Source organism: Streptomyces sp. Ru72, assembly GCF_002920635.1.
Taxonomy (GTDB): Bacteria; Actinomycetota; Actinomycetes; order Streptomycetales; family Streptomycetaceae; genus Streptomyces.
Map to the genome: position 1 here is coordinate 1 of NZ_PQSR01000114.1, position 25,222 is coordinate 25,222.

Annotated in this window: 22 protein-coding genes; 10 read left to right on the forward strand and 12 right to left on the reverse strand. The window is 70.9% G+C overall.

Features of this window, described 5'->3' with window-relative positions:
* Together C3488_RS33625 and C3488_RS33630 are read left to right on the forward strand one after the other, a co-directional pair.
* Positions 1 to 437 (forward strand): enoyl-CoA hydratase/isomerase family protein (locus C3488_RS33625; RefSeq protein ID WP_146067978.1); only part of this gene is annotated, 437 nt, incomplete at its 5' end.
* 101 nt (positions 438 to 538) lie between these two features.
* Positions 539 to 1,852: an MFS transporter gene (locus C3488_RS33630; RefSeq protein WP_103844676.1), complete on the forward strand. Its 1,314-nt coding sequence runs from the start codon at positions 539 to 541 to the stop codon at positions 1,850 to 1,852.
* A 170-nt stretch (positions 1,853 to 2,022) separates the two neighbouring features.
* On the opposite strand, the gene C3488_RS33635 is transcribed toward C3488_RS33630, so the two are convergent.
* The 3 genes from C3488_RS33635 to C3488_RS33645 form a co-directional block, all read right to left on the reverse strand.
* Positions 2,023 to 2,844, reverse strand: coding sequence for an alpha/beta fold hydrolase (locus tag C3488_RS33635; protein ID WP_258053822.1), 822 nt, complete (start codon positions 2,842 to 2,844; stop codon positions 2,023 to 2,025).
* A gap of 89 nt (positions 2,845 to 2,933) precedes the next feature.
* Entirely contained in the window at positions 2,934 to 3,548 is a 615-nt protein-coding gene (locus C3488_RS33640; protein ID WP_103844677.1) for a sigma-70 family RNA polymerase sigma factor, read from the reverse strand.
* Positions 3,549 to 3,741: 193 nt separating this feature from the next.
* Entirely contained in the window at positions 3,742 to 4,437 is a 696-nt protein-coding gene (locus tag C3488_RS33645) for a hypothetical protein (protein WP_103844678.1), read from the reverse strand.
* A gap of 345 nt (positions 4,438 to 4,782) precedes the next feature.
* On the opposite strand from C3488_RS33645, the gene C3488_RS33650 reads away from it, so the two are divergent.
* From C3488_RS33650 to gap, 3 genes are all read left to right on the forward strand, one after another.
* A complete protein-coding gene (locus tag C3488_RS33650) occupies positions 4,783 to 4,998 on the forward strand; it encodes a hypothetical protein (protein WP_103844679.1) in 216 nt (71 codons plus the stop codon).
* A 186-nt stretch (positions 4,999 to 5,184) separates the two neighbouring features.
* Entirely contained in the window at positions 5,185 to 6,141 is a 957-nt protein-coding gene (locus tag C3488_RS33655) for a GlxA family transcriptional regulator (protein WP_103844691.1), read from the forward strand.
* A gap of 101 nt (positions 6,142 to 6,242) precedes the next feature.
* On the forward strand, positions 6,243 to 7,241 hold the full coding sequence (gene gap, locus C3488_RS33660; protein WP_103844680.1) for a type I glyceraldehyde-3-phosphate dehydrogenase: 999 nt from the start codon (positions 6,243 to 6,245) through the stop codon (positions 7,239 to 7,241).
* Positions 7,242 to 7,395: 154 nt separating this feature from the next.
* Here the strand turns inward: gap and C3488_RS33665 are convergent, their stop codons facing one another.
* The 3 genes from C3488_RS33665 to C3488_RS33675 form a co-directional block, all read right to left on the reverse strand.
* Positions 7,396 to 8,217 carry an RNA polymerase sigma factor SigF gene (locus C3488_RS33665; RefSeq protein WP_103844692.1) on the reverse strand — a complete coding sequence of 274 codons (822 nt, stop codon included), beginning with the start codon at positions 8,215 to 8,217 and terminating at the stop codon, positions 7,396 to 7,398.
* A gap of 339 nt (positions 8,218 to 8,556) precedes the next feature.
* Entirely contained in the window at positions 8,557 to 8,808 is a 252-nt protein-coding gene (locus C3488_RS33670) for a WhiB family transcriptional regulator (RefSeq protein ID WP_103844681.1), read from the reverse strand.
* Positions 8,809 to 9,213: 405 nt separating this feature from the next.
* Positions 9,214 to 10,197, reverse strand: a complete 984-nt coding sequence (locus tag C3488_RS33675; RefSeq protein WP_103844682.1) for a GlxA family transcriptional regulator — start codon at positions 10,195 to 10,197, stop codon at positions 9,214 to 9,216.
* Positions 10,198 to 10,269: 72 nt separating this feature from the next.
* On the opposite strand from C3488_RS33675, the gene C3488_RS33680 reads away from it, so the two are divergent.
* The gene (locus C3488_RS33680; RefSeq protein ID WP_374955477.1) at positions 10,270 to 11,580 is read left to right on the forward strand and encodes an MFS transporter; all 1,311 of its coding nucleotides are present in this window, start codon (positions 10,270 to 10,272) and stop codon (positions 11,578 to 11,580) included.
* A gap of 58 nt (positions 11,581 to 11,638) precedes the next feature.
* Here C3488_RS33680 and C3488_RS33685 read toward each other — a convergent pair whose 3' ends face one another.
* Complete coding sequence (locus C3488_RS33685) at positions 11,639 to 13,045, reverse strand: DHA2 family efflux MFS transporter permease subunit (protein WP_103844693.1); 1,407 nt, start codon at positions 13,043 to 13,045, stop codon at positions 11,639 to 11,641.
* 141 nt (positions 13,046 to 13,186) lie between these two features.
* Between C3488_RS33685 and C3488_RS33690 the strand changes: the two genes are divergently transcribed.
* Positions 13,187 to 13,618, forward strand: coding sequence for a MarR family winged helix-turn-helix transcriptional regulator (locus C3488_RS33690; RefSeq protein WP_103844684.1), 432 nt, complete (start codon positions 13,187 to 13,189; stop codon positions 13,616 to 13,618).
* Between the two features lie 43 nt (positions 13,619 to 13,661).
* Here C3488_RS33690 and C3488_RS33695 read toward each other — a convergent pair whose 3' ends face one another.
* A complete protein-coding gene (locus tag C3488_RS33695; RefSeq protein ID WP_103844685.1) occupies positions 13,662 to 14,618 on the reverse strand; it encodes a multicopper oxidase domain-containing protein in 957 nt (318 codons plus the stop codon).
* A 185-nt stretch (positions 14,619 to 14,803) separates the two neighbouring features.
* Here C3488_RS33695 and C3488_RS33700 point away from each other — a divergent pair, with 185 nt between their 5' ends.
* Positions 14,804 to 17,329 (forward strand): ThuA domain-containing protein, encoded by a 2,526-nt coding sequence (locus C3488_RS33700; protein ID WP_103844686.1) that lies wholly within the window; start codon positions 14,804 to 14,806, stop codon positions 17,327 to 17,329.
* A gap of 47 nt (positions 17,330 to 17,376) precedes the next feature.
* The gene (locus tag C3488_RS33705; protein WP_103844694.1) at positions 17,377 to 19,533 is read left to right on the forward strand and encodes an OmpL47-type beta-barrel domain-containing protein; all 2,157 of its coding nucleotides are present in this window, start codon (positions 17,377 to 17,379) and stop codon (positions 19,531 to 19,533) included.
* A 101-nt stretch (positions 19,534 to 19,634) separates the two neighbouring features.
* Here the strand turns inward: C3488_RS33705 and C3488_RS33710 are convergent, their stop codons facing one another.
* The 3 genes from C3488_RS33710 to C3488_RS33720 all read right to left on the reverse strand — a co-directional run bounded on the left by C3488_RS33710 (position 19,635) and on the right by C3488_RS33720 (position 23,413).
* Positions 19,635 to 21,203, reverse strand: a complete 1,569-nt coding sequence (locus tag C3488_RS33710; RefSeq protein WP_103844687.1) for a PP2C family protein-serine/threonine phosphatase — start codon at positions 21,201 to 21,203, stop codon at positions 19,635 to 19,637.
* A 1-nt stretch (position 21,204) separates the two neighbouring features.
* The gene (locus tag C3488_RS33715; RefSeq protein WP_219822359.1) at positions 21,205 to 21,771 is read right to left on the reverse strand and encodes a methanogen output domain 1-containing protein; all 567 of its coding nucleotides are present in this window, start codon (positions 21,769 to 21,771) and stop codon (positions 21,205 to 21,207) included.
* A gap of 190 nt (positions 21,772 to 21,961) precedes the next feature.
* A complete protein-coding gene (locus tag C3488_RS33720; protein ID WP_103844689.1) occupies positions 21,962 to 23,413 on the reverse strand; it encodes a WGR domain-containing protein in 1,452 nt (483 codons plus the stop codon).
* A 459-nt stretch (positions 23,414 to 23,872) separates the two neighbouring features.
* On the opposite strand from C3488_RS33720, the gene C3488_RS33725 reads away from it, so the two are divergent.
* On the forward strand, positions 23,873 to 24,685 hold the full coding sequence (locus C3488_RS33725; RefSeq protein ID WP_258053823.1) for a LuxR C-terminal-related transcriptional regulator: 813 nt from the start codon (positions 23,873 to 23,875) through the stop codon (positions 24,683 to 24,685).
* A gap of 248 nt (positions 24,686 to 24,933) precedes the next feature.
* On the opposite strand, the gene C3488_RS33730 is transcribed toward C3488_RS33725, so the two are convergent.
* A partial coding sequence (locus C3488_RS33730) for a cation transporting ATPase C-terminal domain-containing protein (RefSeq protein ID WP_181139304.1) occupies positions 24,934 to 25,222 on the reverse strand: 289 nt, incomplete at its 5' end.

The following is a 25,222-nucleotide window of genomic DNA, read 5'->3' on the forward strand; positions in this document are numbered from 1 at the left end:
GTGCCGGCTGCCAGCTGGCCTGCGCCTGCGATCTGCGGATCGTCGCCGACGACACCCGGATGGGGATGCCCATTGCCCGTTGGGGCATCCTCGTGCCCCCCGCCTTCGCCGCCCGTGTCGCCCTGCTCACGGGGCCCGCAACCGCGCGCGACCTGCTGCTGACCGGACGGCTGGTGGACGGCGCGGAGGCCGTCCGCCTGGGCCTCGCCACCGTGAGCGTCCCGTCCGCCGACCTCGACACGGCCACCGCCGACCTGGTCGCCTCGATCACCGCACACCCGCCGGCCGCGATCCGAGCCGCCAAGCGCGCCGTCGACACCGTCATCGCCCCCGCTCGCGACCGTCTGCACCGACTCCCCGCCGGTCCGGCCGCCGACTACGAGAGCATGCGGCTCAGCCTCGGCTCCTTCCTCGCCGGGGTCACCGGCACTGGCTGATCCGTGCCGCACGGCACGCTCCGGCACCGCCCCCCGTATCACCCCAATCGTCACCCCCCATTCCCCATCGTCACCCTCCCCAGAGCCGAATCGAGGTCCCCGTGACGATCCACGAACGCACCAGCGCGTCGACCAGCGCCCCCCAGCGGCGTGAACGCCTCACCAAAGCCCAACGCCATGCCTTCTGGGGCTCGTTCGGCGGCTGGGCCATGGACGGGTTCAACTGGACCATCTTCGGACTGGTCCTCGCCCCCACCATGGACACCCTGCTGCCCCGTGCGGGCATCGCCCCCACCCCCGAGAACATCGGCTGGTACGGCCAGATCAGCGCCGCGCTCTTCCTTCTCGGCTGGGGCTGCTCGGCGATCTGGGGCCCGATCGCCGACCGCTTCGGCCGCAAGCCCGCGATGATGGCCTCCATCCTGATGTACGCGGTCTTCACCGCACTGGCCGGCATCGCCTCCAACCTCTGGGAATGGAACGCCTACCGCTTCCTGGCCGCCGTCGGCGTCGGCGGCGAGTGGGCGATGGCCGGCACCCTGCTCGCCGAGGTGATGCCCGAACGCGTGCGGGAACGCTTCGGCGGGCTGATGCACTCCGCCGCCTACTTCGGCGTGCTCGCCGTCTCCGCCGTCTACCTCCTCGCCGGGCCGGAACTCGGCTGGCGCGGCATGTTCCTCCTCGGCGGCATCCCGGCCCTCGCCGTGTTCTTCATCCGCCGCACCACCCCGGAACCCGAACGCTGGCAGGAGAACGCCGACGACCGGCGTCGACGCTCCTTCTGGCAGCCGGTCGTGGAGGTGCTCACACCCCCCTACCGCGCCCGCACCATCGGCAACCTGCTGCTCCTCGTGGTGTGCGTGATCGGCCTGTGGGCCGGCTCGACGTACGTCCCCACCGCCATGAACAACCTGTCGGCGTACGCCGGTTACAGCCACACCACCGCCGTCCGCCTGGCCGGGATCTCCTCCATGACGGTCGCCGCCTTCACGATCGTCGGCTGCTTCGCCGTGCCCCGCCTGGCGGGACGGCTCGGCCGGCGCGGGGCCCTGGCCGTCCTGTTCGCATTGATGATCGTCGGCACGGTCGGCGCCTACGGCGTCGCCTATCCGCTGCACTCCATCGCGCTGACCTTCGTCTTCCTACCGGTTCTCGGCCTCGGCGGAGCGAGCTTCGCGGTGTTCACCATCTGGCTGCCCGAGCAGTACCCCACCCGGATGCGCGCCACCGCCTTCGCCCTCACCACCACCTTCTCGCGCTGGGTGGCCGCGGCCGGCACCTTCCTCATCGGCTACGGCATCCACGCCACCGGCTCCCTCGCCGTCCCGCTCAGCCTGACCGCAGTCGTCTTCGCCGTCGGCACGCTCCTCGTCCGGCTCGCCCCCGAAACCCGCGACCAGGCGCTCCCCGCCTGACGACGGGTTCGGCGAACACAGCCGACAGCGCGTCCAGGGCCGGTTCGGTGACCCCGGCCGGCCCTGGGCCGTCGTCGCCACGGCGGTCGGACCGGGTTTCGCCTTCGACGAGTTCGGGTCTGACCGGGTGCCGAGGCGGCATGACACCCGGTGAGCCACCCTCCCGCCCCCTAGCGCTCCAGGAACGGGCCCAGTACCGAGACGAGTTCGGCCGGCGCCTCCAGCGCGATGAGGTGCGCGGCGGTGGGGAACTCGACCAAGGTGGCACCGGGGAGCTCCGCGGCGTACCGGCGGGCGATGTCCTGGAAGTCGGGGACATCCAGCTTGCCGATCCCGACCAGTGTGGGGACGGAGACGACGGCGACGTCGCCGGTTGCGCCGCCCCTGGAGTGCTCTCCCACGGTCTCCTGGTTCACCAGCGACGTTCGTATCGGGTCCCGGAGTCGGTCGGCCAGTCCGACAGCGACGTCCTCCCACTGCCGAGCGGGTCCGCGCAGCCACATGTCCAGGTTGATGCGGACGGCGGCGTCCAGGTCGCCCGAGGCCAGCGCCGCCGTTTCCGCCTCGTCGTACGTGACCATTTCCGAAGACCAGTGGTATCCCCGCCACGGCGGGGCGAGCACTGCCAGGGAGTGCACTCGGGTGGGGTGGGCGAGGGCGAAGTCCAGAGCCACGCGGCCGCCCCAGGAGGCGCCGACGAGCCGGACACGTTCGTGGCCGAGGTGGTCCAGGAGACGACGCAGATCGTCACTCTCGTCGAACGGGCCGGTCGGGGGTGCGGACTCACCGAACCCGCGCAGGTCGTAGCGGATGACGGTGTGCCGTTCCGCCAGGTCGGGCACGACGGCGTCCCACATTCGGTGGTCCGCGACGCCGGCGTGCACGAGTACGACGGGCGGTCCTTCGCCGGCGACGACGTAGGACAGGTGACCGAGATCATCGGTAAGAGTGAGCATCCGCAGATGCTCGCAGTGCAGCAGTGCCCGTGCCACCCGATATCGAAAGCGTCCGCTCTCGCTGCCGTGTCATCCGGCTCGGCCCAAGGTGGGAGCCACAGCCCCTCCCCCGCGGCCCTCGCCGTTCAGGCCGCCACAGGGGCGGACTCGTCGGTGTCGGACAGCCGGTCCATGAGCGTGGCCCGGGCCCGCGCGACCCGCGAGCGAACCGTGCCCACCGGACAGTGGCTCACCTCGGCGGCCTCCGCGTACGGCAGACCGAGCAGCTGGGTGAGGATGAACGCCTCCCGGCGCTCGTCCGGCAGCGAGGAGAGCAGGTCCAGCAGGACGATCCCGTCGTCGAAGCCGGGCAGGCCCTGCGGCTGGGCCAGTTCGACGGCCAGCTGCCAATCCGCCGTATCGGACAGGCGCGGCCGGGCGGCGGCGTACCGATGGCTGTCGATCACCGCGCGGCGGGCGATGGACAGCAGCCACGCTCGAGCCGACGACCGCCCTTCGAAGCGGTGCAGACTGCCGAGGGCGCGCAGGAACGTGTCCTGTGCCAGGTCGTCGACCGCCTGCGGATCGCCGCACAGGTGGGCGACGTAGCGCAGGACGTCGCGGTGCAAGGCGCGCACGAAGCGCTCCACGGCGTCCGTGTCGCCACTCCGGGCGGCCAGAGCCCACGCAGTCGTCGACTCGTCGTCCGGTGCCGCTGTGTCACATTCGTCCCGCGAGGCGGGCAGGGCAGGAGTAATCACCTGGGTCCTTCTCGGGTCATCCGGGGTCCGGAGCGCGGACACGCGAGAGCGCGGGCGGTCCGGCGGGTTCCGGCGATTCCGGCGAGTGGGGAGACGGCTCTGCAGCCCTACGGCGCTTCGGCGCTTCGGCGCCTGCGTGGGCGTACGGCCGTGGCCCGAGGCGCTCACGGCAGCCTCGGGAGACCGACTGTCTTCAGACGACAGCCGTCCCCACAGGGGGGCCTCGATGGGTGATCGCGTGGACGATAAGGAGGAGGCGCGGCGCCCGGTGCGAGCCACGGCGACGCACCCGGGTGCGCGGGCGGTCCGGGGTGAGGGGCAGGGCGAGCAGCAGCCGCAGCGGCGCGGCCAGTCGTCCGGCGACGGCCCGCAGGATGCGGAACGCGGCCTTCTCCCCACACGCCAGCCACAGACCGCACAGCAGCGCGGCGAGCAGGTGGGCGGCCAGCATGCCCAAGGACGAGGTGCCGCCCGTGCAATGGCCCAGATGAGCCATGGGGCCCATCCCCATGGCTCGCATGTCCATGGAGTCCATGGGCATCGAGCCCATGTCCATGGACCCCATGTCGTCCCCCGTGGAAGCCGGGAAACCCAGGTCGAGGGAGGCCGTACTCCCCAACTCCGGTCCCGCACCCGCCGCCTGGGCGAGCGAGAACGCGGTGTGCAGCATGGCCTGGGCGGCGACCACGACGGCCACGATCAGGGGCAGCCCGCGCTCCCGGCCTGCCAGGCACCAGCCGACGGCGCCGGTCACGGCAGCACCTGCGGCCAGCGCCCACGCGGGGACGTGGCTGCCGGACATCGTGACGTGCCCAAGGGCGGCGAGCAGCACGCAGACGGCCGCGAACACCGCGGCCCGTGTCGCGCGAGTACACCCCCCGACCGTCATGGCGCCTCATCCTCGCATCCGGACATGGTTCGTCACGTGTTGGTTACGGAAAACGCCCCGGCTCTCCACTCAAGCAGAAACGCGTGATCCAGGACACAGCGGGGCCGGGAACTGGCTTACGAGTCGGACGCGGACACCGTTCGGTTCCCGGCCCGCTCGACGGCATCGAGGCACCGGAGGGAGCACAAGAGCACGCCTGCCGTCTCCGCGCCCCCACACGTACCCGGCGCGGGCGTCCCCGCCGTCCCTGCCGGGTATCCCCTGGACAATCCCCCCGCGACGGCCGGTCCCGGACACCCGGATGCCGAGGCGCCGCAATCCCACACCCACGGAAGGTGGAGCTGCATGTCCGAGATCAACGGCCTGGAACCCGTCGCGACGTTCTGCGGGAACTGCAACTGCGGCTGTCCCCAACTGTTCGTCGACCCGAACGCCTCGGCCGACCGACGGATCGTCCTGACCGACGACTTCGGCCAGCGCGTCCAGATGAGCGCCGACCAGTTCTCCTCACTCGTCGACGACGCCAAGGCGGGCAAGCTGGACGGCATCGTCCTGTCCTGACCCAGGAGAGCTGCCGCGCGCCGCGGTCGCCGGCATCGCAACGGATCGCTTCGGGTCGGTTCCCCTGCTCAGGAGGAGCCGCCCGTCGCCGGCCTCTGCGCAGTGCACCTGTCGTGTCCGATCACCTGTCCGGCCTGCGCAGCGGCCGGAGACAGCCACGGCTCCGCGCCTGCGTACCCTGTCCCCGTGTCAGCCTCCCCTCTGCGTCGCGTCGCCGTCCTGGTGCTCGAGGGTGCGAAGCCGCTTGACGTCGGCATCCCCGCACAGGTGTTCACGACCCGGGCGAGCATGCCGTACGAGGTGCGGGTGTGCGGCGCGGCACCGGGTCTCGTGACCGGCGGGGACGGTCTGTCGTACCACGTCGCCCACGGCCTCGACACGCTGGCGTGGGCCGACATCGTCTTCATCCCCGGTTACCGGTTCCCGGACCGCGACGACCCGCCGAAGGCCGTCGTCGACGCGCTGATCACCGCCCACGCTCGCGGTACGCGGCTCGCCGCCATCTCCACGGGCGCCTTCGCGCTCGCCGCGACGGGCCTGCTCGACGGCAGGCGTGCCACGACCCACTGGCATTACACGCGGGCGTTCGCGACGAAACATCCGCTCGTCCAGGTCGACGAGAACGTCCTGTTCGTCGACGAGGGCAGCGTGCTGACGTCGGCCGGTGCCGCCTCGGGCATCGACCTGTGCCTGCACATTCTGCGCGGCGACCTCGGCGTGGCCGCGTCCAACCACGCGGCCCGGCGCCTGGTCGCGGCCCCCTATCGCAGCGGCGGTCAGGCGCAGTACGTACCGCGCAGCGTGCCCGAGCCGCTCGGCGAGCGGTTCGCCGCCACCCGGGAGTGGGCGCTGCACCGGCTCGACGAGCCCCTCACCCTGCACGTGCTCGCCCGGCATGCGGCGGTGTCGCCGCGCACGTTCTCGCGGCGCTTCGTCGAAGACACCGGGTACACGCCGATGCAGTGGGTCATGCGCGCCCGCATCGACCTGGCCCGCGAGCTGCTCGAGCGTTCGCAGCGGAGCGTCGAGCAGATCGCCGCCGACGTCGGTCTCGGGACCGGTGCCAATCTGCGGCTGCATTTCCAGCGCATCCTCGGCACGACGCCTAGCGAATACCGGCGCACCTTCGCCCGGGGCGAGTAGCCGCCGCGGGTGGCGCGATCCTTGCGAACCGTGGCGATCACGCCGCTGTCCCGGGCTGCTGCCGCACCGCGAACCTGGTGGCGGACCGAAGGGACACTTTCATGACTCGTATCGCCATCAACGGATTCGGCCGCATCGGACGCAATGTGCTGCGCGCCCTGCTCGAACGCGACAGCGACCTCGAGGTCGTCGCCGTCAACGACCTGACGGAACCCACCACGCTCGCGCGGCTGCTCGCCTACGACACGACGGCCGGCCGGCTCGGTCGCCCGGTGACCGTCGACGGGGACGCTCTCGTCGTCGACGGCCGTCGCCTCACGGTGCTCGCCGAACGGGAACCGGCGCAGCTGCCGTGGGCGGAGCTGGGCGTCGACATCGTGCTCGAGGCGACCGGCCGCTTCACCTCGGCCAAGGCCGCCCGGGCCCACCTGGATGCGGGCGCGAAGAAGGTACTCGTCAGTGCGCCGTCGGACGGCGCCGATGTCACCCTGGCCTTCGGGGTCAACACCGACGCCTACGACCCGGCCCTGCACACGATCGTCTCGAACGCCTCGTGCACGACCAACGCGCTCGCACCGCTCGCCGCGGTGCTGGACGAGCTCGCCGGCATCGAGCACGGCTTCATGACGACGGTGCACGCCTACACACAGGAACAGAACCTGCAGGACGGTCCGCACCGCGACGCCCGCCGCGCCCGCGCCGCGGCCGTCAACATCGTGCCGACCACGACGGGCGCCGCCAAGGCGATCGGCCTGGTGCTGCCGAACCTCGACGGCAAGCTGTCCGGCGACTCGATCCGGGTGCCGGTCCCCGTGGGCTCGATCGTCGAACTCAACACGACCGTCGCTCGCGACGTGACGCGCGAGGACGTGCTGGCGGCGTACCGTGCCGCGGCCGAGGGCCGGCTCGCCGGGATCCTCGAGTACTCGGAGGACCCGCTGGTGTCGTCCGACATCACGGGCAATCCCGCCTCGTCCATCTTCGACTCGGCCCTCACCCGGGTCGACGGCCGCCACGTCAAGGTGGTCGCCTGGTACGACAACGAGTGGGGCTTCTCCCACCGCGTGATCGACACACTCGAACTCCTCGCCACCCGCTGACCGCATTCCCGGCCCCGGACCGTCCGGTCAGGCCGGGGACGCGCCGCTGTCCACGCGTGTGACGACGCGGCTTCGGTGCCAGACGGCCCCTGGACCGCCTCCGGGGCGTTCCAGGGGCCGCTCATCCAGCGGGGATCGCGGGGGTGCGGGTGTCTCAGCTGGTGGTGAGCATGCCTTCGCGCAGCCGGGCCAGCGTGCGGGACAGCAGGCGGGAGACGTGCATCTGGGAGACGCCGAGGCGCTCGCCGATCTGCGCCTGCGTGAGCTCCTCGACGAACCGCAGGTGAATGATCTGCCGGTCCCGCTCGCCGAGTTCGGCGATCATGGGGGCCAACGCCTGGAAGTCCTCCACCAGTTCGAGCGCCTGGTCGTCGGCGCCGATGAAGTCCGCCAGCGCGGTCTCGCCGTCCTCGCTGTTGTTGATGGCGGCGTCCAGCGAGGAGGAGTTGTAGCCGTTGGCCGCCAGACGAGCCTCGATGACCTCCTCCTCGGACAGGCACATCAGCTCCGAGAGCTCCTTGACCGTCGGAGCGCGTCCCAGACGGCTGCGGAGTTCCTCGGTGGCGCGCGCGAGCTGGACCCGGGCCTCCTGCAGCCGCCGCGGCACGTGCACCGCCCAGGAGGTGTCACGGAAGAACCGCTTGATCTCGCCCACGATGTACGGAATGGCGAAGGAGGTGAACTCCACCTCCCGCGCGAGTTCGAACCGGTCGATCGCCTTGATCAGCCCGATCATGCCGACCTGGACGATGTCCTCCATCTCCTCCGGCCCCCGGCTGCGGAACCGGGCCGCCGCGAAGCGGACGAGGGACATGTTCATCTCGATCAGCGTGTTGCGCGCGTACTGGTACTCGGGAGTGCCCTCCTCCAGCACTGCCAACTGGTCGAAGAACAGCTTCGACAACGCACGGGCGTCCTTGGGTGCGACCCCGGACGGGTCGGCGAGCTGCGGCAGTCCGGCTATGTGCGTGTCCATCGTCGCCGTGGTCGCTGCCGTCACGTGTTTCCCTCCCGGATCCAAGCAGGCCTCCCTGCCTGCACGAGTTGACGAGGCCTCGTGTACCCGGGCATCCGCCGCACATGCCTGCGTTCGACGTACGGATTCCCACCCCGGCCCCCACCGCGGATTCCCACCACGGATTCCGCCTCACGGGCGGCGGGACAGCGCGCTGGCCGGGACCGTGGGGACGGGCCTCGTAGGGGGGTGAAGACAGCGTGGGGGCCGCCGCGACGCCCCGGCCCCCAGGACTGGCCGCGCTCTGCGGGGATCACCGCAGGCGTCGCGCGCGCGGCGCACCCTGACGCGCCGACCGGGCTACCCGGAGCGGCGCCGCGCTCCCGCACGCCGCTTCAGCGCGCGGCGTTCGGTTTCGCTCGTACCGCCCCACACACCGATGGTCTGGTTGGTCTCCAGCGCCCACTGCAGGCACTCCTCCTGCACGGGGCAGCGTCGGCAGACCGCCTTGGCCTGCTGAGTCTGCAGCAGCGCCGGACCCGTGGTGCCGATCGGGAAGAAGAGGTCGGGATCCTCGTGTCGGCACGCGGCGTGGTCTCGCCAGTTGTCCATGAGATGTCACCTGCGATCGAAAGTCGTCCGTGCCCTTGGGAAACGTGCACTTCGTGTACTCGCCTTCGGGTCACCTGCCGAGGTACGGATGAAACCGGGCCAAATGCCGTGCATGTGGAGCTTCGCGGAATCCTCACAAGTGCCCGCTCGGACAAGCCGACGCCGAACCGGCTGGCCGTCGGCCGACTCCAGCGGCGGCCGACTTGCTTTGACGGCTGTCATCAAGCATGTGGGCGGGGCAGACCTGTCCCTTGGCGCGCGACTGCCGGCCGCCCCCACTGGTCCGCCGCATCCACACCGGGACCAGAACCGCACTGCGGGCGGCGCTGTCCCCGGTGAACCGCTCAGACCACCCGACGGCCCGCCCGTAGAGCCGGCGGCGGCCCTCCATCCGTTACGCGGCCCTCACTCGGCGCCCCGGAAGGTGTTGCGGTACGCGCGTGGCGACACGCCCAGGGACTCGCGGAAGTGCTGCCGCATGGCGGTACCCGTTCCGAATCCGGTCCTGGCCGCGACCCGGTCGACCGGCTCGTCGGTGCGCTCCAGCAGGCGACGCGCGTACTGCAACCGCTGCTGAGTAAGCCACTGCATCGGAGTGACGCCGGTCTCCTGCCGGAACTTCCGGGTCAGCGAGCGCACGCTCATCGCCGCCCGGCCGGCCAGGTCCTCCAGGGTGAGCGGTTCGTCGAGGTGCCGCAGCGCGTAGGAACGCGCCGCGGCGGTCGAGGTGTTCCCAGGCTCAGGGACGGGCCGCTCGATGTACTGTGCCTGTCCGCCGTCGCGGTGCGGCGGTACCACCGTGCGCCGGGCGACGGCGTTGGCGATGTCGGCGCCGTGGTCGCCACGGATCATGTGCAGACACAGGTCGATTCCGGCGGCCACGCCGGCGGAGGTCAGTACTCCGCGGTCGTCCGTGTAGAGCACATGGGGATCCACGTCGATCTCCGGGTACAGCGCGGCCAGTTCGGCGCACGACTTCCAGTGCGTCGTGGCCCGCCGTCCCGCCAGCAGCCCCGCCGCCGCCAGCACGAACGACCCGGTGCAGATGGACGCCAGCCGCGCCGTCGCGGGTATGCGCCCCAGCGCTCCGCGCACGTCGTCGCTCAACCGCCCGCGTACCTGCGGCTCGTAGTCCTCCGCGGCGGCCGGCACGATCACGGTGCCGGCGTCCTCCAGCGCCTCGGGCCCGCAGGGCACGTTGACGGTGAAGTCGGCGTCCGTGGGGATCTCGCCGGGTGACGGGGCACAGGTCACAACGGAGTACAGCGGCCGGCCCCGGTCGTCCTCGGCCGTCCCGAACAGACGGTGCACGATGCCCAGTTCCATCGGCAACAGTCCCGGGCGCACCAGTACCACCACCCGGTGCGCCGTCCCACCTGTGACAGTCATGGCCGGATTCTTTCACTACCGGTCCATCTGGCCAGTGGTTTCGGCCGACGGGGCCCGCCGAGCATGGACGGCATGCGAGACACGAGCGGCAGTCCTCCAAACACCCTGGTCCACCGTGCCTGGTGGGTCGCCACCGTCACCGGAGTGGCCATCGTCGTGGCCGGGGCGTTCTCCACCATGCCCGGCATCCTGCAGGAACCCGTGCGTGACGAGTTCGCCTGGTCGCGCGGATCGATCGGCCTGGCCGCCTCGGTCAACATGGTCCTCTACGGACTCACCGCCCCCTACGCGGCGGCCCTGATGGACCGTTTCGGTGTCCGCCGGGTCGTCGCCGCCGCGCTCGGCGCCGTCGCCGCGGGCGCCCTGCTCACCACCGCGATGAACGCCGCGTGGCAGTTCACGCTCTCCTGGGGGTTCCTCGTCGGCCTGGGCACCGGTTCGCTGTCGATGACGCTCGGCACCACCGTGACGAACCGCTGGTTCGCCCGTCGCCGCGGCCTGGTCACCGGAGTCCTCGCCTCGGGAAGCGTCCTGGGGCAGATGGTCTTCCTGCCCGCCCTGTCCTGGACCGTCGACCACCACGGTTGGCGCCCGGCCCTGGTCACCCTCGCCCTGGCCGCCCTCGCCGTCACTCCCCTGGTGTACCTGGTGGTGCGCGACCACCCCGCCGACCTCGGCCAACGCCCCTACGGCAGCCGGACGTCCGTGCCGCGGCCGACCCGGGCGCCCGGTGCCGCGCGCCGCACCCTGACGGCTCTGCGCGGCGCCTCGCACAGCATCCCCTTCTGGCTCCTCGCCACGGCGTTCGCCATCTGCGGGGCGTCCACCAACGGCATCATGTGGACCCACTTCGCGCCGGCCGCCCACGACCACGGGATGCCGGTCACCACCGCCTCGACGCTCCTGGCCTTCATCGGCGTCTTCAACGTGATGGGCACCATCGTCTCCGGTTGGCTCACCGACCGCGTCGACGCGCGCCGGCTCCTCGCCGCCTGCTTCGTCCTGCGCGGGCTGCTCCTGGTGAGCCTGCCGCTGATCATGACGGCCACGGTCGCCCCGCCGATGATGGCCTTCGTCGTCCTCTTCGGCCTGCTCGATCTCGCGACGGTCCCCCCGGTCATCGCTCTGTGCCGCACCTTCTACGGCGACGACAGTGCCATCGTCTTCGGCTGGGTCAACGCCGCCCACCAGGTCGGCGCCGCGTCGGCCTCCTTCCTCGGCGGGGCGGCCCGCGACGCGTTCGGCAGTTACGACCCTGTCTGGCTGAGCCTGGGCGCCGCCTGCGCGGCCGCCGCGCTGCTGTCTCTGGTCATCCACGCGAGCACACCGGAACGAACCGGCGCTTCGCAGCGACAGGCCCGCGCCGGCGCCGGTCCGGGGTGATCTGCCGACCGGGCAGGGTCGACCGAGCGGACACTGCGAGCGGCGGAGGCGGGATGCCCTAGCGAGCGTTCTCCCTCTGGTGCCGGACGGGCCTGGACCGGTTCGCGACGGTGGTGCCGCGGGCCGCGGCGCGGGCCGGGGCGTCGGGGGCGGTGAAGGCGAAGACCGCGGTCACCGCGGCGATCGCGGCCAGGGCCAGGTAGGCGTGCCGGTAGGCGCTGACGGGCGGGTCCGCCGCGGCGGCCGAGGGGGTGCTCATGACGAGGGCCATGGTCACCACCGCCGGTGCGAGGGCGCCTCCGGTCTGGCGTACGACGGTGTTCAGCGTGGACGCCTGGGCCAGGTCCGGTCGCGCGACGGTCGCCAGTGAGGCCACCGTGGTCGGCATGAAGACGCCGGCAATGGCGAGGCCGAGCAGGAACATGTAGCCGCGGAAGGTCCACAGGCCGGTGTGCTCGTCGCAGGTGGCGAAAAGCACCAGGACCCCGCTGACACCGGCCAGGCCGCAGCCGACGATGACCCGGGGGCCGATCCTCGCGTAGAGGGCCCCGGCGACCTGAACGGTCAGCAGGACACCGAAGGCCTCGGGGAACGTGCTGGTGCCGGACTCCAGGGCGGTGCGGCCCTGTCCCTGTTGAAGGAAGAGCGGGCCCAGGTACATGGCGCCCAGGATCGGCACCAGACCCACCAGATTGATGAGGTTGGTGTCCCTGAAGAGCCGGTCCGCGAAGAGGCGGAGCTTCAAAAGGGGCTCGGTGGTGCGCAGTTCGAAGGCGATGGTGGCGGCGAGCAGAACCGCCCCGAGCACGAGGGCGCTGACGACGCCGGCCGAGGACCAGCCGCGGTTGGGGCCTTCGCTGATGCCGAACATCACGGCACCCAGGGCCGCCGCGCTCAACAGCAGTCCGGGCAGGTCGAAGCGGCCGGGCCGGGGGCCGCGGTGCCCGGAGAGGAACAGCGACCCGAACAGCACGGCCGGCAGGCCCACCGGCAGGTTGACGTAGAAGACCCAGCGCCAGGACAGGTGGTCTACCAGGAGGCCGCCGAGTATGGGGGCGGCGGCCGGGGCCATCTGCTGGGGGATGATCATGTAGCGCGAGATCCGCACCTGCTCCGAGGAGTTGAAGGTGGAGAACAGCAAGGAGGCCGAGGCGGGGAAGAGGACTCCGGCGGACATTCCCTGGAGCGCACGGAAGGCGACGAGTTGGCCGAGGCCGGCGGCCGCGCCGCACAGCAGTGAGGAGCCGAGGAAGCCGGTCAGTGCGGTGAGCAGGACGGGTTTGGCGCCGAATCGTTCGACCAGCCAGGCCGACGCGGGGATGGCCATGGCCAGGCAAACCGGATAGGCCACGACCACTCCGTCGAGGGCGGCGGTGGTCAGTTGGAACTGGCGGGCGATCGACGGCAGCGCCACCGTGGTGATGGCTCCGTCGACGATCGCGATGAACGTCACGCAGACGCACATGACGGGGACGACCAGGCGCTGGCTGGGACGGAGGGACGGGCGGGGCAGCACGAGGCGACGGTGGAGCGGAGGCACATGCTGAGCATACTCACTATGAGGATGCTCATAGAATCGGTTATCGCGACGGAACGGGGAAGCCACATGGCAGTGCAGGGCAGCAGCGACATCCTGGTCGATGAGCTCTACGAGACGACGCACCGACTGCGCCGCTTCGTGGAGTCCCGGCTGCGGGCGGGCGGCGCCTCGGTCGCCCGGCTCCGCGCACTGCGGATGCTCGCAAAGGCGGAACAGCCGCTGCGGATGCGGGACCTGAGCGAGATGACAGGGGTCGCGGCACGGACCACGACCAGCATCGTCGACAGCCTGGAGCGCGACGGGCTGGTGGAGCGCGTACGCCATCCGGAGGACCGCCGGGCCTTCCTGCTCCGCCTCACCGACGAAGGCCGGCGGTGTCACCGCGAAGCGGAGGAGGTGGACCGCCTCGCGCTGGCCGAAGCCACCGCAGCCCTGAGCGCGGAAGACCGCGCCGAGCTGCGGGCCCTGCTCGCACGGATTCGCGAGGCCACGGCCTGACACCGGTTCGCCGGCCCCTGGCGCGGTGACACGGACCTCGGCGTCAGTGCGCGGGAGCGTGGTCGTGCGGCTCGTATCCGGGGATCGTTCCGTCCGCCTTCTTCACCAGGAACAGCCCCACCATCCCCATGTCGGAGTGGCTCTGCACATGGCAGTGGTACATCCACGCGCCCGCTCCCACCCCCTCCCCCGCGACGACCTGGAAGCCGAAGGAGTCGGCCGGGCCGACGATCTTGTTGTCGACGACCTGGCTCGGGTCGTCCGGCCCGGTGAGCAAGCCCGTCCGGTTGTCCGCCCAGCGATGACCGTGCAGGTGGAAGGTGTGGTAGTACTCGCCATGCGTGATCATGACGAACTCCACCCGGTCGCCCACGGTGGCCTCGAAGTCGGGCCCGGAGTGCGGCGGCCGGTTGTTGATCGTCATGTCGTTGAAGACGATGGTGTACGTCCGGTCCGGCAGCACGTCTCCCCTGCGCCGGACGACCACCGGGCCGTAGAGGCCCTTGCGGATGCCGCCGGTGCCGTGTTCTGTGCCGACGACATGGTCGTGGTAGTGCCAGTAGCCCGCACTGCCCGCCCGCCAGGTGCCGTCCTTGCGGCGGCCTGGTGCGTGGGTGCGCCAGGTGTAGGTACGGGTGCCGCCCGGTTCGACGTCGCTCCTGCTCAGCTTCGTCCCGTCGCTGGAGAACTCGTAGTCCAGGCCGTGGACGTGGAGACTGGCCGGTACGTCCATGGTGTTCTCGAACTCGATGTGCAGCGTGTCGCCCTCGTTGAGCTCGATCAGCGGGCCGGGAATCGTCGCCTTGCCCTTCTCGAAACCGTAGCCCATCTGTCCGTCGGCGAGCTTCTCGGCGTAGAGCCTGATGCGTTTCACCTCGCCCCCGGCTGGGGCCGTCCTGGCCTGGACGTCCGCGACGGCGGACTCCGGCAGCAGGGACAACGATGTCGCGACGGCCGCACCGCCCAGCAGCGCCCGCCGGTTGAAGCCGCGTCTGTCCATGCCGAACTCCCCACGTTGGTACGGGATGTGCGAAGACGTAGCTGTGATGAACCTGTGCGACGGTACCGGGCCCGGCCCCGTTTATCCACAGCCAGGACAAAGTTCGATGCATTGCGGTCATACCTATTGGCGAACCGCGCAAAGGCGTCTAGCTTCCTTGGCGCTGTTGCTGCGACCGAGGAGGGATGGGTGACCACGTGGGCTTCACATCGCATCAAAGGCCCGGACTCTTACGCGGGTTGAGCACGAAGAGAACCACAAGCCGCCTCTGGGCGGGCTCCCTGACCGCCGGCGTCCTTGCCGCCGGCCTGCTGACGGCCCCCGCCGCCGACGCGCGTCCGGCCCCCGAGCCACACCTGACAACGATGTCGATCAAGTCGCCGCCGGGCGGCGCCAACGTGAGGGTGCTGCTCTTCTACGGATCCGCCGCGGCCGGGGACGAGTCCCCGGTCGTGAACGCCGGGATCGAGGCCATCGAACAGATCGGGCTGTCCGGCCCGGCGAACCAGCGCTTCAAGGTCGAGGCCACGGACGACGCCTCGGTGTTCACCCAGGCGACCAGGCTGGGCCGTTACAACGCGATCGTGTTCCTGACCGGCGGCGGTGACGTCCTCGACCCGGAGCAGGAGGCCGGTCTCGAGGCGTACATGGAGGCCGGGGGCGGCTTCGTCGGCATCCACGACGCGGCCCGCGCGGAGCCGTACTCGGACTGGTTCACCGGTCTCATAGGTGCGCGCCCGGCCGCCGCCGGCCCGGCGAACGTCCAGCGGGCGACCGTCGAGGTCGGCGACCGGCGGCATCCGGCCACCAAGGACCTGCCGCCTGAGTGGAAGCGGCCCGACCAGTGGCCGAACTGGGTGAAGAACCCGACCGGCGAGGTGCACACCGTGGCGCGGGTACGGGAGTCGACCTACCAGCCGGGGGCGAGCCGCAACGGCTGGGACCATCCGATCAGCTGGTGCCGGGACTATGACGGCGGGCGCTCGTTCTACACCGGCATGGGCGGCACGGTGTCGTCCTACGACGAGACCGACTTCCGCACCCATCTGCGCGGCGCGCTGCTGTGGACGACGCGGCTGGTACAGGCCGACTGCAAGGCGACGATCACCGGGAACTACAAGGCGGAGCGCCTCACCCGGCCCAACCAGCCAGGGCAGAACGACCAGATCGGCGAGCCGCACGGCCTGGTCACCGCACCCGACGGCCGCGTGTTCTACATCGGCCGGGGTGGTGCCGACGCGTCCCGACCCGTGATCACCGACTGGAACAACCCCGACGTCGGAAAGGGAAAGGGCCAGGTCCACATCTACGATCCGAAGACCGGAAAGGTCACGCTCGCGGGTGAGTTGACGGTCTTCGGCAACAAGGGCGGCGGCGACGAGCTGACCAAGGTCGAGGAGGGTCTGCTCGGCATCGAGCTCGACCCGCAGTTCGAGCAGAACGGCTGGGTGTATCTGCACTACACACCCCACTCGCGGATCAACCGCGACACGCACATGGCCGAGCGGCGTGTCTCCCGCTTCGCACTGGATCCCGCCACCGACAGGCTCGACCTGAGCAGCGAGAAGGTACTGCTCAAGTGGCCGGTGCAGATCCACAGTTGCTGCCACGCGGGCGGTGGGATGGCCTGGGACTCCAAGGGCAACCTGTACATCGCCACGGGCGACAACAACTCCAGTGGATTCAGCGGCGGTTACTCGGGCAACAACCCCCAGCCCGCGTACAAGGGAGTCTCCTTCGCGGACGCGCGCCGCACCGCCGGCAACACCAACAACCTCAACGGCAAGATCCTGCGCATCCACCCGGAAGCCGACGGGACGTACACGATCCCCGAGGGGAACCTCTTCACCGGCAAGGAGACCGACGAGGGCGGCGGCAAGACGCGCGGCGAGATCTATGTGATGGGTGTGCGGAACCCGGCACGCATCTTCGTCGACAAGTCGACCGACATCCTCTACGCCGGCTGGGTCGGTCCGGACGCCGGTCAGCCGTCGCCGATCTGGGGGCCTGCCAAGTACGACACGTTCGCGGTGATCACCAAGGCGGGCAACCGGGGCTGGCCGTACTGCATGGGCGACAAACAGCCCTACCGGGACCGCAACCTGCCCGATCCCTCGCAGCCGCTGGGCTGGTACGACTGCGACCACCCGAAGAACGAGTCCCCGAACAACGACGGCCTGGTCGATCTGCCACCCGTCACCGGCAACAACATCTGGTACTCGCCGCAGGGCGGAGCACCGGACTACCCGCGCGACGCGAACGGCGTCCCCTCCTACAAGCAGGACGAGGCCACCTACCGGCTGCCCTGGCTCAAGGGCGGCGGCCAGGCTGCGATGAACGGACCGGTGTACCGGTACGACGCGACGAACGCGAGCGAGAGGAAGTGGCCCGCGTACTGGGACGGCAAGTGGTTCGTCGGTGACTTCTACGACGCCGACCAGCCGCGCAACGCGGTGCTGATGGACCCGAGGACACAGGGAGACGGCGGTCTGCCCGCGCACTCCGAGTCGCTGAAGAAGATCGTGCCGACCGGCAACGACGGTATCAAGAACCTCATGGACTGGAAGTTCGGTCCCGACGGCGCGCTGTACGTCCTCGACTACGGCCGCGGCTTCTTCACCTCGGACTCCAGGTCGGCACTGTGGCGGATCACCTACACCGGCGGCGGACCGACGCCTGCCGCCGACCAGCTGGCGAGGAGGACCGAGTGACACGGCAGTCGAGACTCTGGGCCGCGCTGCTGGCCGCACTGCTCACGATGCTCGGCCTGCAGACGACGTCCGCGGCCGGGCAGACGGCCGGACGATCCGAGGCCCGGGCGGCCGAGCAGGTGCTGACCTGGACGGCCGGCGACGACATCACCAAGTACGCGTCGGCGCCCACGACGGCGACGGCGGGACCGGCGACGATCGTCTTCGAGAACAGCGCGGCCACCGGGAACACCACCGGCATGCCGCACACGCTGACGTTCGTGACCAGCGACCCCGAGTACAACAGCGACGTCCAGCTCAACATCCTGGCCAACCCGAACGACGACATGGGCGGCCGCCACACGGCGCAGGTCACGCTCACGCCCGGCCGGTACTTCTACCACTGCACGATCCCCGGCCACGGACAGATGCAGGGTGTCCTGGTGGTCACCGAGGGCGGCGGCGCGGACACGACACCGCCCGAGACCTCCGCGCAGGTGACCGGCGCACGGAACGCCCAGGGCGAGTACGTCGGTTCCGCGACGGTCACGATCGGCGCCACCGACGAGGGCGGCAGCGGCGTCGACCGGATCGAGTACGCGATCGGGGACGCGGGCACCTGGCAGCCGTACACCGCGCCGGTCGTCGTCGACCAGGTCGGCAGCCACAAGGTCCGCCACCGTGCCCTGGACAAGGCGGGCAACGTCTCGGCGGAGAAGAGCGTCGAGTTCTCCGTCGTCGCACCGCCTCCCGACGACACCACGCCTCCGGAGACCTCGGCCACGGTCAGCGGCGAGCGGAACGCCGACGGCGCGTACATCGACATGGCCACCGTCACCGTCACCGCCTCGGACACCGGCTCCGGGGTCAACGCGATCGAGTACGCCGTCGCCTCGGGCGCCTGGCAGCCGTACACCGGTCCGGTGATGGTGCACCAGCTCGGCACCCACACCGTGCGCTACCGCGCCACCGACAAGGCGGGCAACGTCTCCGCCGAGAAGAGCGTGGAGTTCACGGTCGTCGCGGCGCCGCCGCAGGACACCACCCCTCCGGTAACCGGCGTGACCGTCGAGGGCACGAAGAACTCCGACGGAGCCTATGTCGGCAGCGCCAAGGTGACGGTGAGCGCGACGGACGCGGGCGGCTCGGGCGTGGCGACCGTGGAGTACTCGCTCGACGGCGGGCCCTACCTCGCGTACACCGCGCCCGTGGTGGTCGACCGCGTGGGCGCGCACACCCTCGCCTACCGGGCGAGCGACAAGGCGGGCAACACCTCCGAACCGCGGACCGTGAGCCTCACCGTCGTGGCCGGGGGCGGGGTTCCCGCACCCGACTGCCCCGAGTACGACGAGCGGTTGACGGTGATCGTCGGCACGGTCGACTCGGGCGTGCCGAACCGGGTCACGAACAACCGGTGCCGGATCAACGAGTTGATCGAGGACGAGAAGGAGTGGACGTCCCACGCGCTGTTCCTGAAGCACGTGAGGACCGTCCTGGACGGGCTCCTCGACGAAGGCGTCATCGACAAGCGCGAGTACAACGCGATCCAGCGGGCCGCCCGTCAGTCCGGGATCGGCACGCCGGGGCAGACGGAGGGCTACCGCAAGATCTTCGACGGCACTGCGGAGTCCTTCGCCAAGTGGGAACAGGTGGGCGGCGGTTCGTTCGCCCTCAACGCCGACGGGTCGATCACCAGCGGCACCGGCAGATCGGGCCTCGGCATGCTCTGGTTCCCGCAGCGCAAGTACGGCGACTTCTCGCTGAAGCTCCAGTGGCGTGACGACGCTCCCGGCACCGGGAACGCCAATTCCGGTGTGTTCGTCCGCTTCCCGTGGGTGCACGACCACCCGGAGGAGCCACGGCCCGAGTGGGTCGCCATCAAGTACGGGCACGAGGTGCAGGTGCTCGACTCGCCCACCGGCGACATGTACAAGACGGGCTCGATCTACGGTTTCGACCGGGTGGGGCTCGCCGGGGCCGGCGTCACGCAGAAGGGCACCTGGAACGACTACGAGATCCGCGTGGTCGGCCAGCACTACTCGGTCTACCGCAACGGTGTGCTGATCAACGAGTTCGACAACACCGGGGGCCAGGCCTTCTACCCGCCGCGCTCGGACGATCCGGGCACGGACGGGCGCCGGTTCGCCTCCGGCTACATCGGACTGCAGGTGCACAGCACGACGGATGTGATCTCCTACCGGGACATCCGCGTCAAGGAGCTGTAGGCGGCTCCGCGCACGCCCGGTTCGCTGTACCCGCCCGGGACCTCACGGCATCGCCGGACGCACGGGCGGGTACGGCACGCGTGCGTGCGGCCGGGTGGGCTTCAGCCGGCGGAGGGGAAGTGCACGGCGAGCAGGGCCCTGTCGTCCGGCATCTCCGTATCGGGCTGCTGGTGGAGCAGCAGGGAGCAGATGCCCTCGGCGTCGAGGCCGGTGGTCGAGCGCGCTGTCTGAAGGAGCTGGGCCAGGCCGACGTCCAGGCTCTGGCCACGCCGCTCGATCAGACCGTCGGTGTAGAACACGAGGGTGGCACCTGTGGGGATGCTGGTCTCCGCCTGCGGATAGTCGGTGAACGGGACAGGGCCGAGCGGTGGGGCGAGCGCGCCCTCGAGGTACCGGCTCGATCCGTCGGCGTCGATCAGCAGGGGCGGTGGGTGGCCGGCCCGTGAGTAACGCAGGGTGCGGGTACGGCGGTCGTAGGCGGCGTAGCAGGCCGTGGCCATCAGGCCGTGGTGGTAGGTGCCCAGGAAGTCGTTGAGATCCGCCAGGACCGTGGGCGGACGCGTACCGCTGCGCCGGGCGATGCTGCGCAGCACGGTGGTGGTCTGGGCCATGGCGGTGGCCTCGGCGATGCCGTGGCCGGCGATGTCGCCGATCGTGAGGCCCACGGTTTCGTCGTCGAGGATGTGGACGTCGTACCAGTCGCCCCCGACGTCGACGAGCTGGGTGCCGGGGGCGTAACCACCGGCGATGTCCAGGCCCTCGACGGGCGGCAGGTTGGGCAGCAGGCTGCGCTGGAGGCGTTCGGCGAGCCGGTGTTCGTGCTCGAAGAGACCCGCCCTGCGCACCGCCTGGGCGATCTGCTGGCCGATGGCGACGGTGTGCTCCGCGTCCTCCTCGGCTCCTGGCGCGTAGTGGATGACCAGGGTGCCGAGGGTGACACCCTCGGTCTGAAGCGGAAGACGCTGCTCGGCGTCGTACTCCGGCGCGGAGACCGGTGCCGTGTGCAGCCGGTCGAGGTCCACCCAGGGGGCCGTGGTCACGGGCAGTGTGTCGGCGGGGCCGAGGGACGGCACGATGCGCCGCGGGTGCAGCTCGAGCGTCACGTCCGAGGCGTCCAAAGCCTGGGGTGCGCACTTGTAGACGGCGTCGCAGACGTCGGTGAGGGTGGCGGCGGCCGCCAGGGCCGCCGTGAGCCGGTACAGGCGCTGCATCCGTGCGCGGGCCCGTTGCTCGGTGCGCAGCAACTGGTCCCGCTGCTGGGCGATCGCGTGCCGGTAGGCCATCTGCTGGTTCAGCAGGCTGACGCGCTGGCTGAGCGCCACGAAGCGGTCGCTGACGTCGAGTCGGGACAGGTGCAGCTGGATGGCCGGCTCGGGGCCCTTCCACCAGGTGGCCCGGGCTCCGTGGCAACGCAGGCGGACCGGGCCTCCGGCGCTGTCGCGCACGGTCATGACGCCGGGCAGCGGGGATCCGCTGCGCGCCCACTGTGCCATCCGCCGGTGCAGGTCGGCGGGGTCCAGCACCAGGTCCGCGAGTTCCGCCTCGGGGCGGAGCGTGTCCACCGTACGGCTCGTGGCGGGATTGGCGGCCACCACCCTGCCGGAGGCGGTGCAGACCACGATGGCATGGGGGAGAGCCCTGGCGATGGCCTGGAACATCGCCAGGTCCATCTCAGCCACCCGTTCCGGTCCCTGCGCCGACCGTCTCCTCTTCGACCGCCGCAGCGTCGCCGAAGTACTCGCGGCCGGGTTCCACGCCCAGGTCGAGTTCGGGTTCGAGGTGCACCACGACGCGGCAGCCGGTGGCGCCGCGGGCGATCGTCTCCTCCAGTTCGACGCGTGCGTAGCCGAGGTTCTGCGCGGCGATGGTGCCGAAGACGTTGGACGTCATCATGCACATCGACTCCCGCCCGAGCACCTTCTCCGCGAACGGGCAGCTGCGACTGCCGAGGACGATCCGGTGCTCGTCCTGGGAGATGAGATAGAAGTCGCCCTCGATGCGCTGTTTGAGATCGACCAGCACGTGGGCGACCTGTTCGCGGGTCAGCTGCGGCAGGCCCATGGCCTCGGTGTAGGCCTCGTTGATCTGCAGCCCCACCGACTGGCCAACCAGGCTGATGTAGCCGGAGGCCTCCTCGAGTCCCACCACGGACTCCAGCGACGTCGCCAGCTCGCGGACCAGTCCACGCATGAACACGTCCCGGTCCAGATCCACGTGGGCTTCCTTGGCCAGGTTCACGACGGCCCTCCCTGTCGCGGGGTACCGTGCCACGGCCGGCGCGGATGTCGACTGACAGGTCCGTCTGTCATCACACGGTCTGTCCGCGAGCATAGCGCTCCGATCACCGACGCACGATCCCCCGGTTCCGGGCACCACCGTATACCGGCGTTGACGTCGGCTACGGCGCGGCGGGCCGCGCCCGGGCCGGTCAGAGCAGCCGCCGGATGTCGCCGCGGACCCGGTAGAAGCCGCCGGCCGCCGCGTGCAGGGCGTCCACGACGTAGCGGGCCCCGGGCTCCCGTATCGCACGCGGGAACTGCACGTTCCACGAGGAGTCGTAGCCCTCGGACACCACGTGCACGCGGAGGCGGCCGCTCTCCTGGACGCATTCGACGACGACCGCGCCGTCAGGAGCGTGGGCGACGGTGGCCACCGCGCCGGCGGCCGTGGCCGGAGCGTAGGTCGGCAGCGCGGCGGCGAGCTTGACGTCCCGCGCGACCGGCACCGTCCCCTGCTGGGCCGCGGAGACGGCCGCCTCGCTCGCGTCCACGCACACCAGCGAGCCGTCCGTGGTCACCACGTACAGCCGCTCGTCGCGGTACTGCATCGACAACGCCGAGCCGCCGCCCGTGCCGAGCTTCCACAGACGCGTGCCGTCGCGGTCGAAGCAGTACACGGAGGAGGCGGCGTCACCGGCGAAGACGAACCGCCCGCCGGGCGACGTGGCGCACGAATACACCGCGCTGTCGCACGCGTAGGTGGCCTCTATCGCGCCGGTCGCCTTCGACAGCCGTTGGACCACGCGGTGCGCGGTTCCCGCGTAGACGGTGTCGTCCTCCTGCCAGCCGAACAGGACGCCGCCCCGGGTCGGCGTGTGCCACAACTCGCGGCCCCCGTCGGGCGCGTAGGCGGTGACGCCCCGGTGGTGGCCGTGGTAGACGGCCCGGTCGTCCGCGCGGACCATCCAGGCGTGCTCGCCCTGGCTGCGGCGGGCCCACTGGTGTTCGTCCTCGTGATCGATGACCGTCAGGCGGCCGTCACGGTCCGAGACGTTCAGGACGCCCTCGTGGATGTCCAGCCAGAAGATGTCGACGTCCGGCGCGATCTCGTACGCCGCGAAGGGCAGTTTCGAGGACAGGTCGTACACCCTGCCGTCGTCGCAGCCCGCGTAGATCCAGAAGTCGTCGGCCACCAGGCACTTCACGCCGTCCGGCAGGCTGAAGCGGGCCAGTACGCCGCCGTCGTGGTCCAGGGTGTAGACGTCGCCCGACTGGTTGCCGACCCAGCAGTGGTCGTCGTCGACATGGATACCGAACGCCGAGGAGCCGGTACGGAACCGCCACAGCACGGGCGCCACGGCGCGGGCGGTGGACGGAGCCGACGCGACCTGACGCCGGGTCACCGCTCGCGGAGCGCGCTGCCCGGGAACGGCCGGGGCGTATCCCTTGCGGACCTTCTCTCCCACCTTCTTCGCGGCGGCGGCCCGTGCCTTGTCCGCCGTCGGGAAGGTCGTCGTCTGGGTCTGTCCGGCTGCGCCGATCCGTCCGTACCGCACCGTCACCACCTGGCCGTCGACGGCCACTTCGTAGAACTTGTGCGCACCGCCGCCTTCCTGCGACAGCTCCAGATACGTCGTCGACACCGCGGACCCGGCAGACATGACAGACAGACCCCTCCCCAGGAGCGGACCCGCGGCCTTTCCACCGGGTCCCACTGCTCACACCGTAGGAGGGGCCACTGACAATGGACCCGCACCGCGGTTCCCGGACCGGGTGCGGCCCAGGTCACGGGCCGCACGGCCGAGAGGCGGCCAGGCAGTGGCCAGGCAGTGGACTGGAAGGGGGCCAGGGAGTCGGCGGGGCGCGGCGGCCGTGCGGCCCGGCGTTCCCCTATGCCGCCGGCCCGCACGGACTCTGGTGGGCCGCTCGTCATCGACCCCATGAGCCGGATCAGGCACCCCCCGGTCGCCTGATCCACTCCGCGGCACCGCCCAGCGCCCGTGGGCGGAGTACGTCCGGGAACGTCGATGTCGCTTCGGTTGGAGTGTGGATCAGCGAGGGGGTGCGCCGGTATGGGTAGAACTACGTACGACGAACGGCCGGATGAGTGGAGAGGACACATGGCACAGGGGCTGGACGCGGCCTACGAACGCATGCTCGCGGTGGCCACGGCGGCGCTCCACGAACGCGAACCCGGACGGTTGTGGCCCCTGATGGCCGCCACGCTGCCGGATGTGTGCGGCGGCGAGGTCCTGATCTACAAGCTGGACGACTGGAGCGAGAGCGCGGGCACGGTCGGTACGGCGCCCGAGGCGGCAGCGGCGCTGGACGTACTCGACGAGGAGGCCCTGGGGCTTCTGCGCGCCGGGTTCCCGTTCGCGGGGCATTACGGGAACGATCGCGACCGCGCTCCGGTCACAGCCGGCCGGGTGCTCGGTGCGGCCTGGTCCGAGAGCGCGACCGCACGTCTGGTGGACGAAGCGCTGGACATGGACCATGTGCTGGCCATCCCGCTGCCCGAGGCGACCGCTCCCATCACCGGGTGCCTCGTCTACCGTGCGGGAACGGACTTCACCGACGACCACGTCCGCTTCGCCCGGCGGGTGCAGCCGCTGCTGGCGGCCGTCGACCAGCAGCGGCAACTCCTGGAACGCTGGCAGCGACTCGTCGCTCCGGGTGCTCCGCAGGACGTGGCCGCGGACTGTGGTCTCACTCCCCGGGAGACGGCCGTCCTGCTGCTGCTCACCGAAGCGCTGACCGCCGCCGCCATCGGCCGCCGCCTCGGCATATCCGACCGGACGGTGCACAAGCACATCCAGAACGTCTACCGCAAAATGGGCACCCGGGACCGCATCAGCACGGTCCTCCGCGCCCAGCGACTCGGCCTCGTCCCCGCACCCGCCTCGCCCCACCGTCAGCGCGGCGGGGCGTAGACCTGCCGCCCAGTCCCGCGGAAAGTCCGTACGCGTCGGCACGAGGTGCTCCGTGATCGTGCCGCCATGCGCGGCTGCCTCGAACAGCTGGTCGTCCGGCACAGCCACCGAGCCCGCCCGGGCCCGGCGGCCTGCCGCCGGGCCCGGGTAAGGCGAGGTGATCCGTCAGTCGGCGGCGAGCGCGTGTCCCGGAGGCGCCGGTCCTGCGGGACGCGCCCCGCACGCCTCGCCCCGCCGGCCGTCGGCCGTCAGCCCCGTCCCGTCGGCATCAGTCGGGCGATGGCCGGTTCCAGCCGGGGCAACGCCCGTTGGCCCATCAGCGCCAGAGCGATCGCCGCGGCGACGCCCGCCCAGGCGAACGGTCCGAGCGGCGTACAGCCGAACAGACGGCTGACGCCGGGCGTTTGGACGAGGGCGACGAGTGCGACGGCCGAGCCGAGGGCCGTGACGCGGACCAGCGGGCTGTCGCGGCGGTCGGCCAGGGTCTGCGCGAGCTGGGTGCCGACCACCCCGCACAGCGCCATCGTGCCGGCGCGG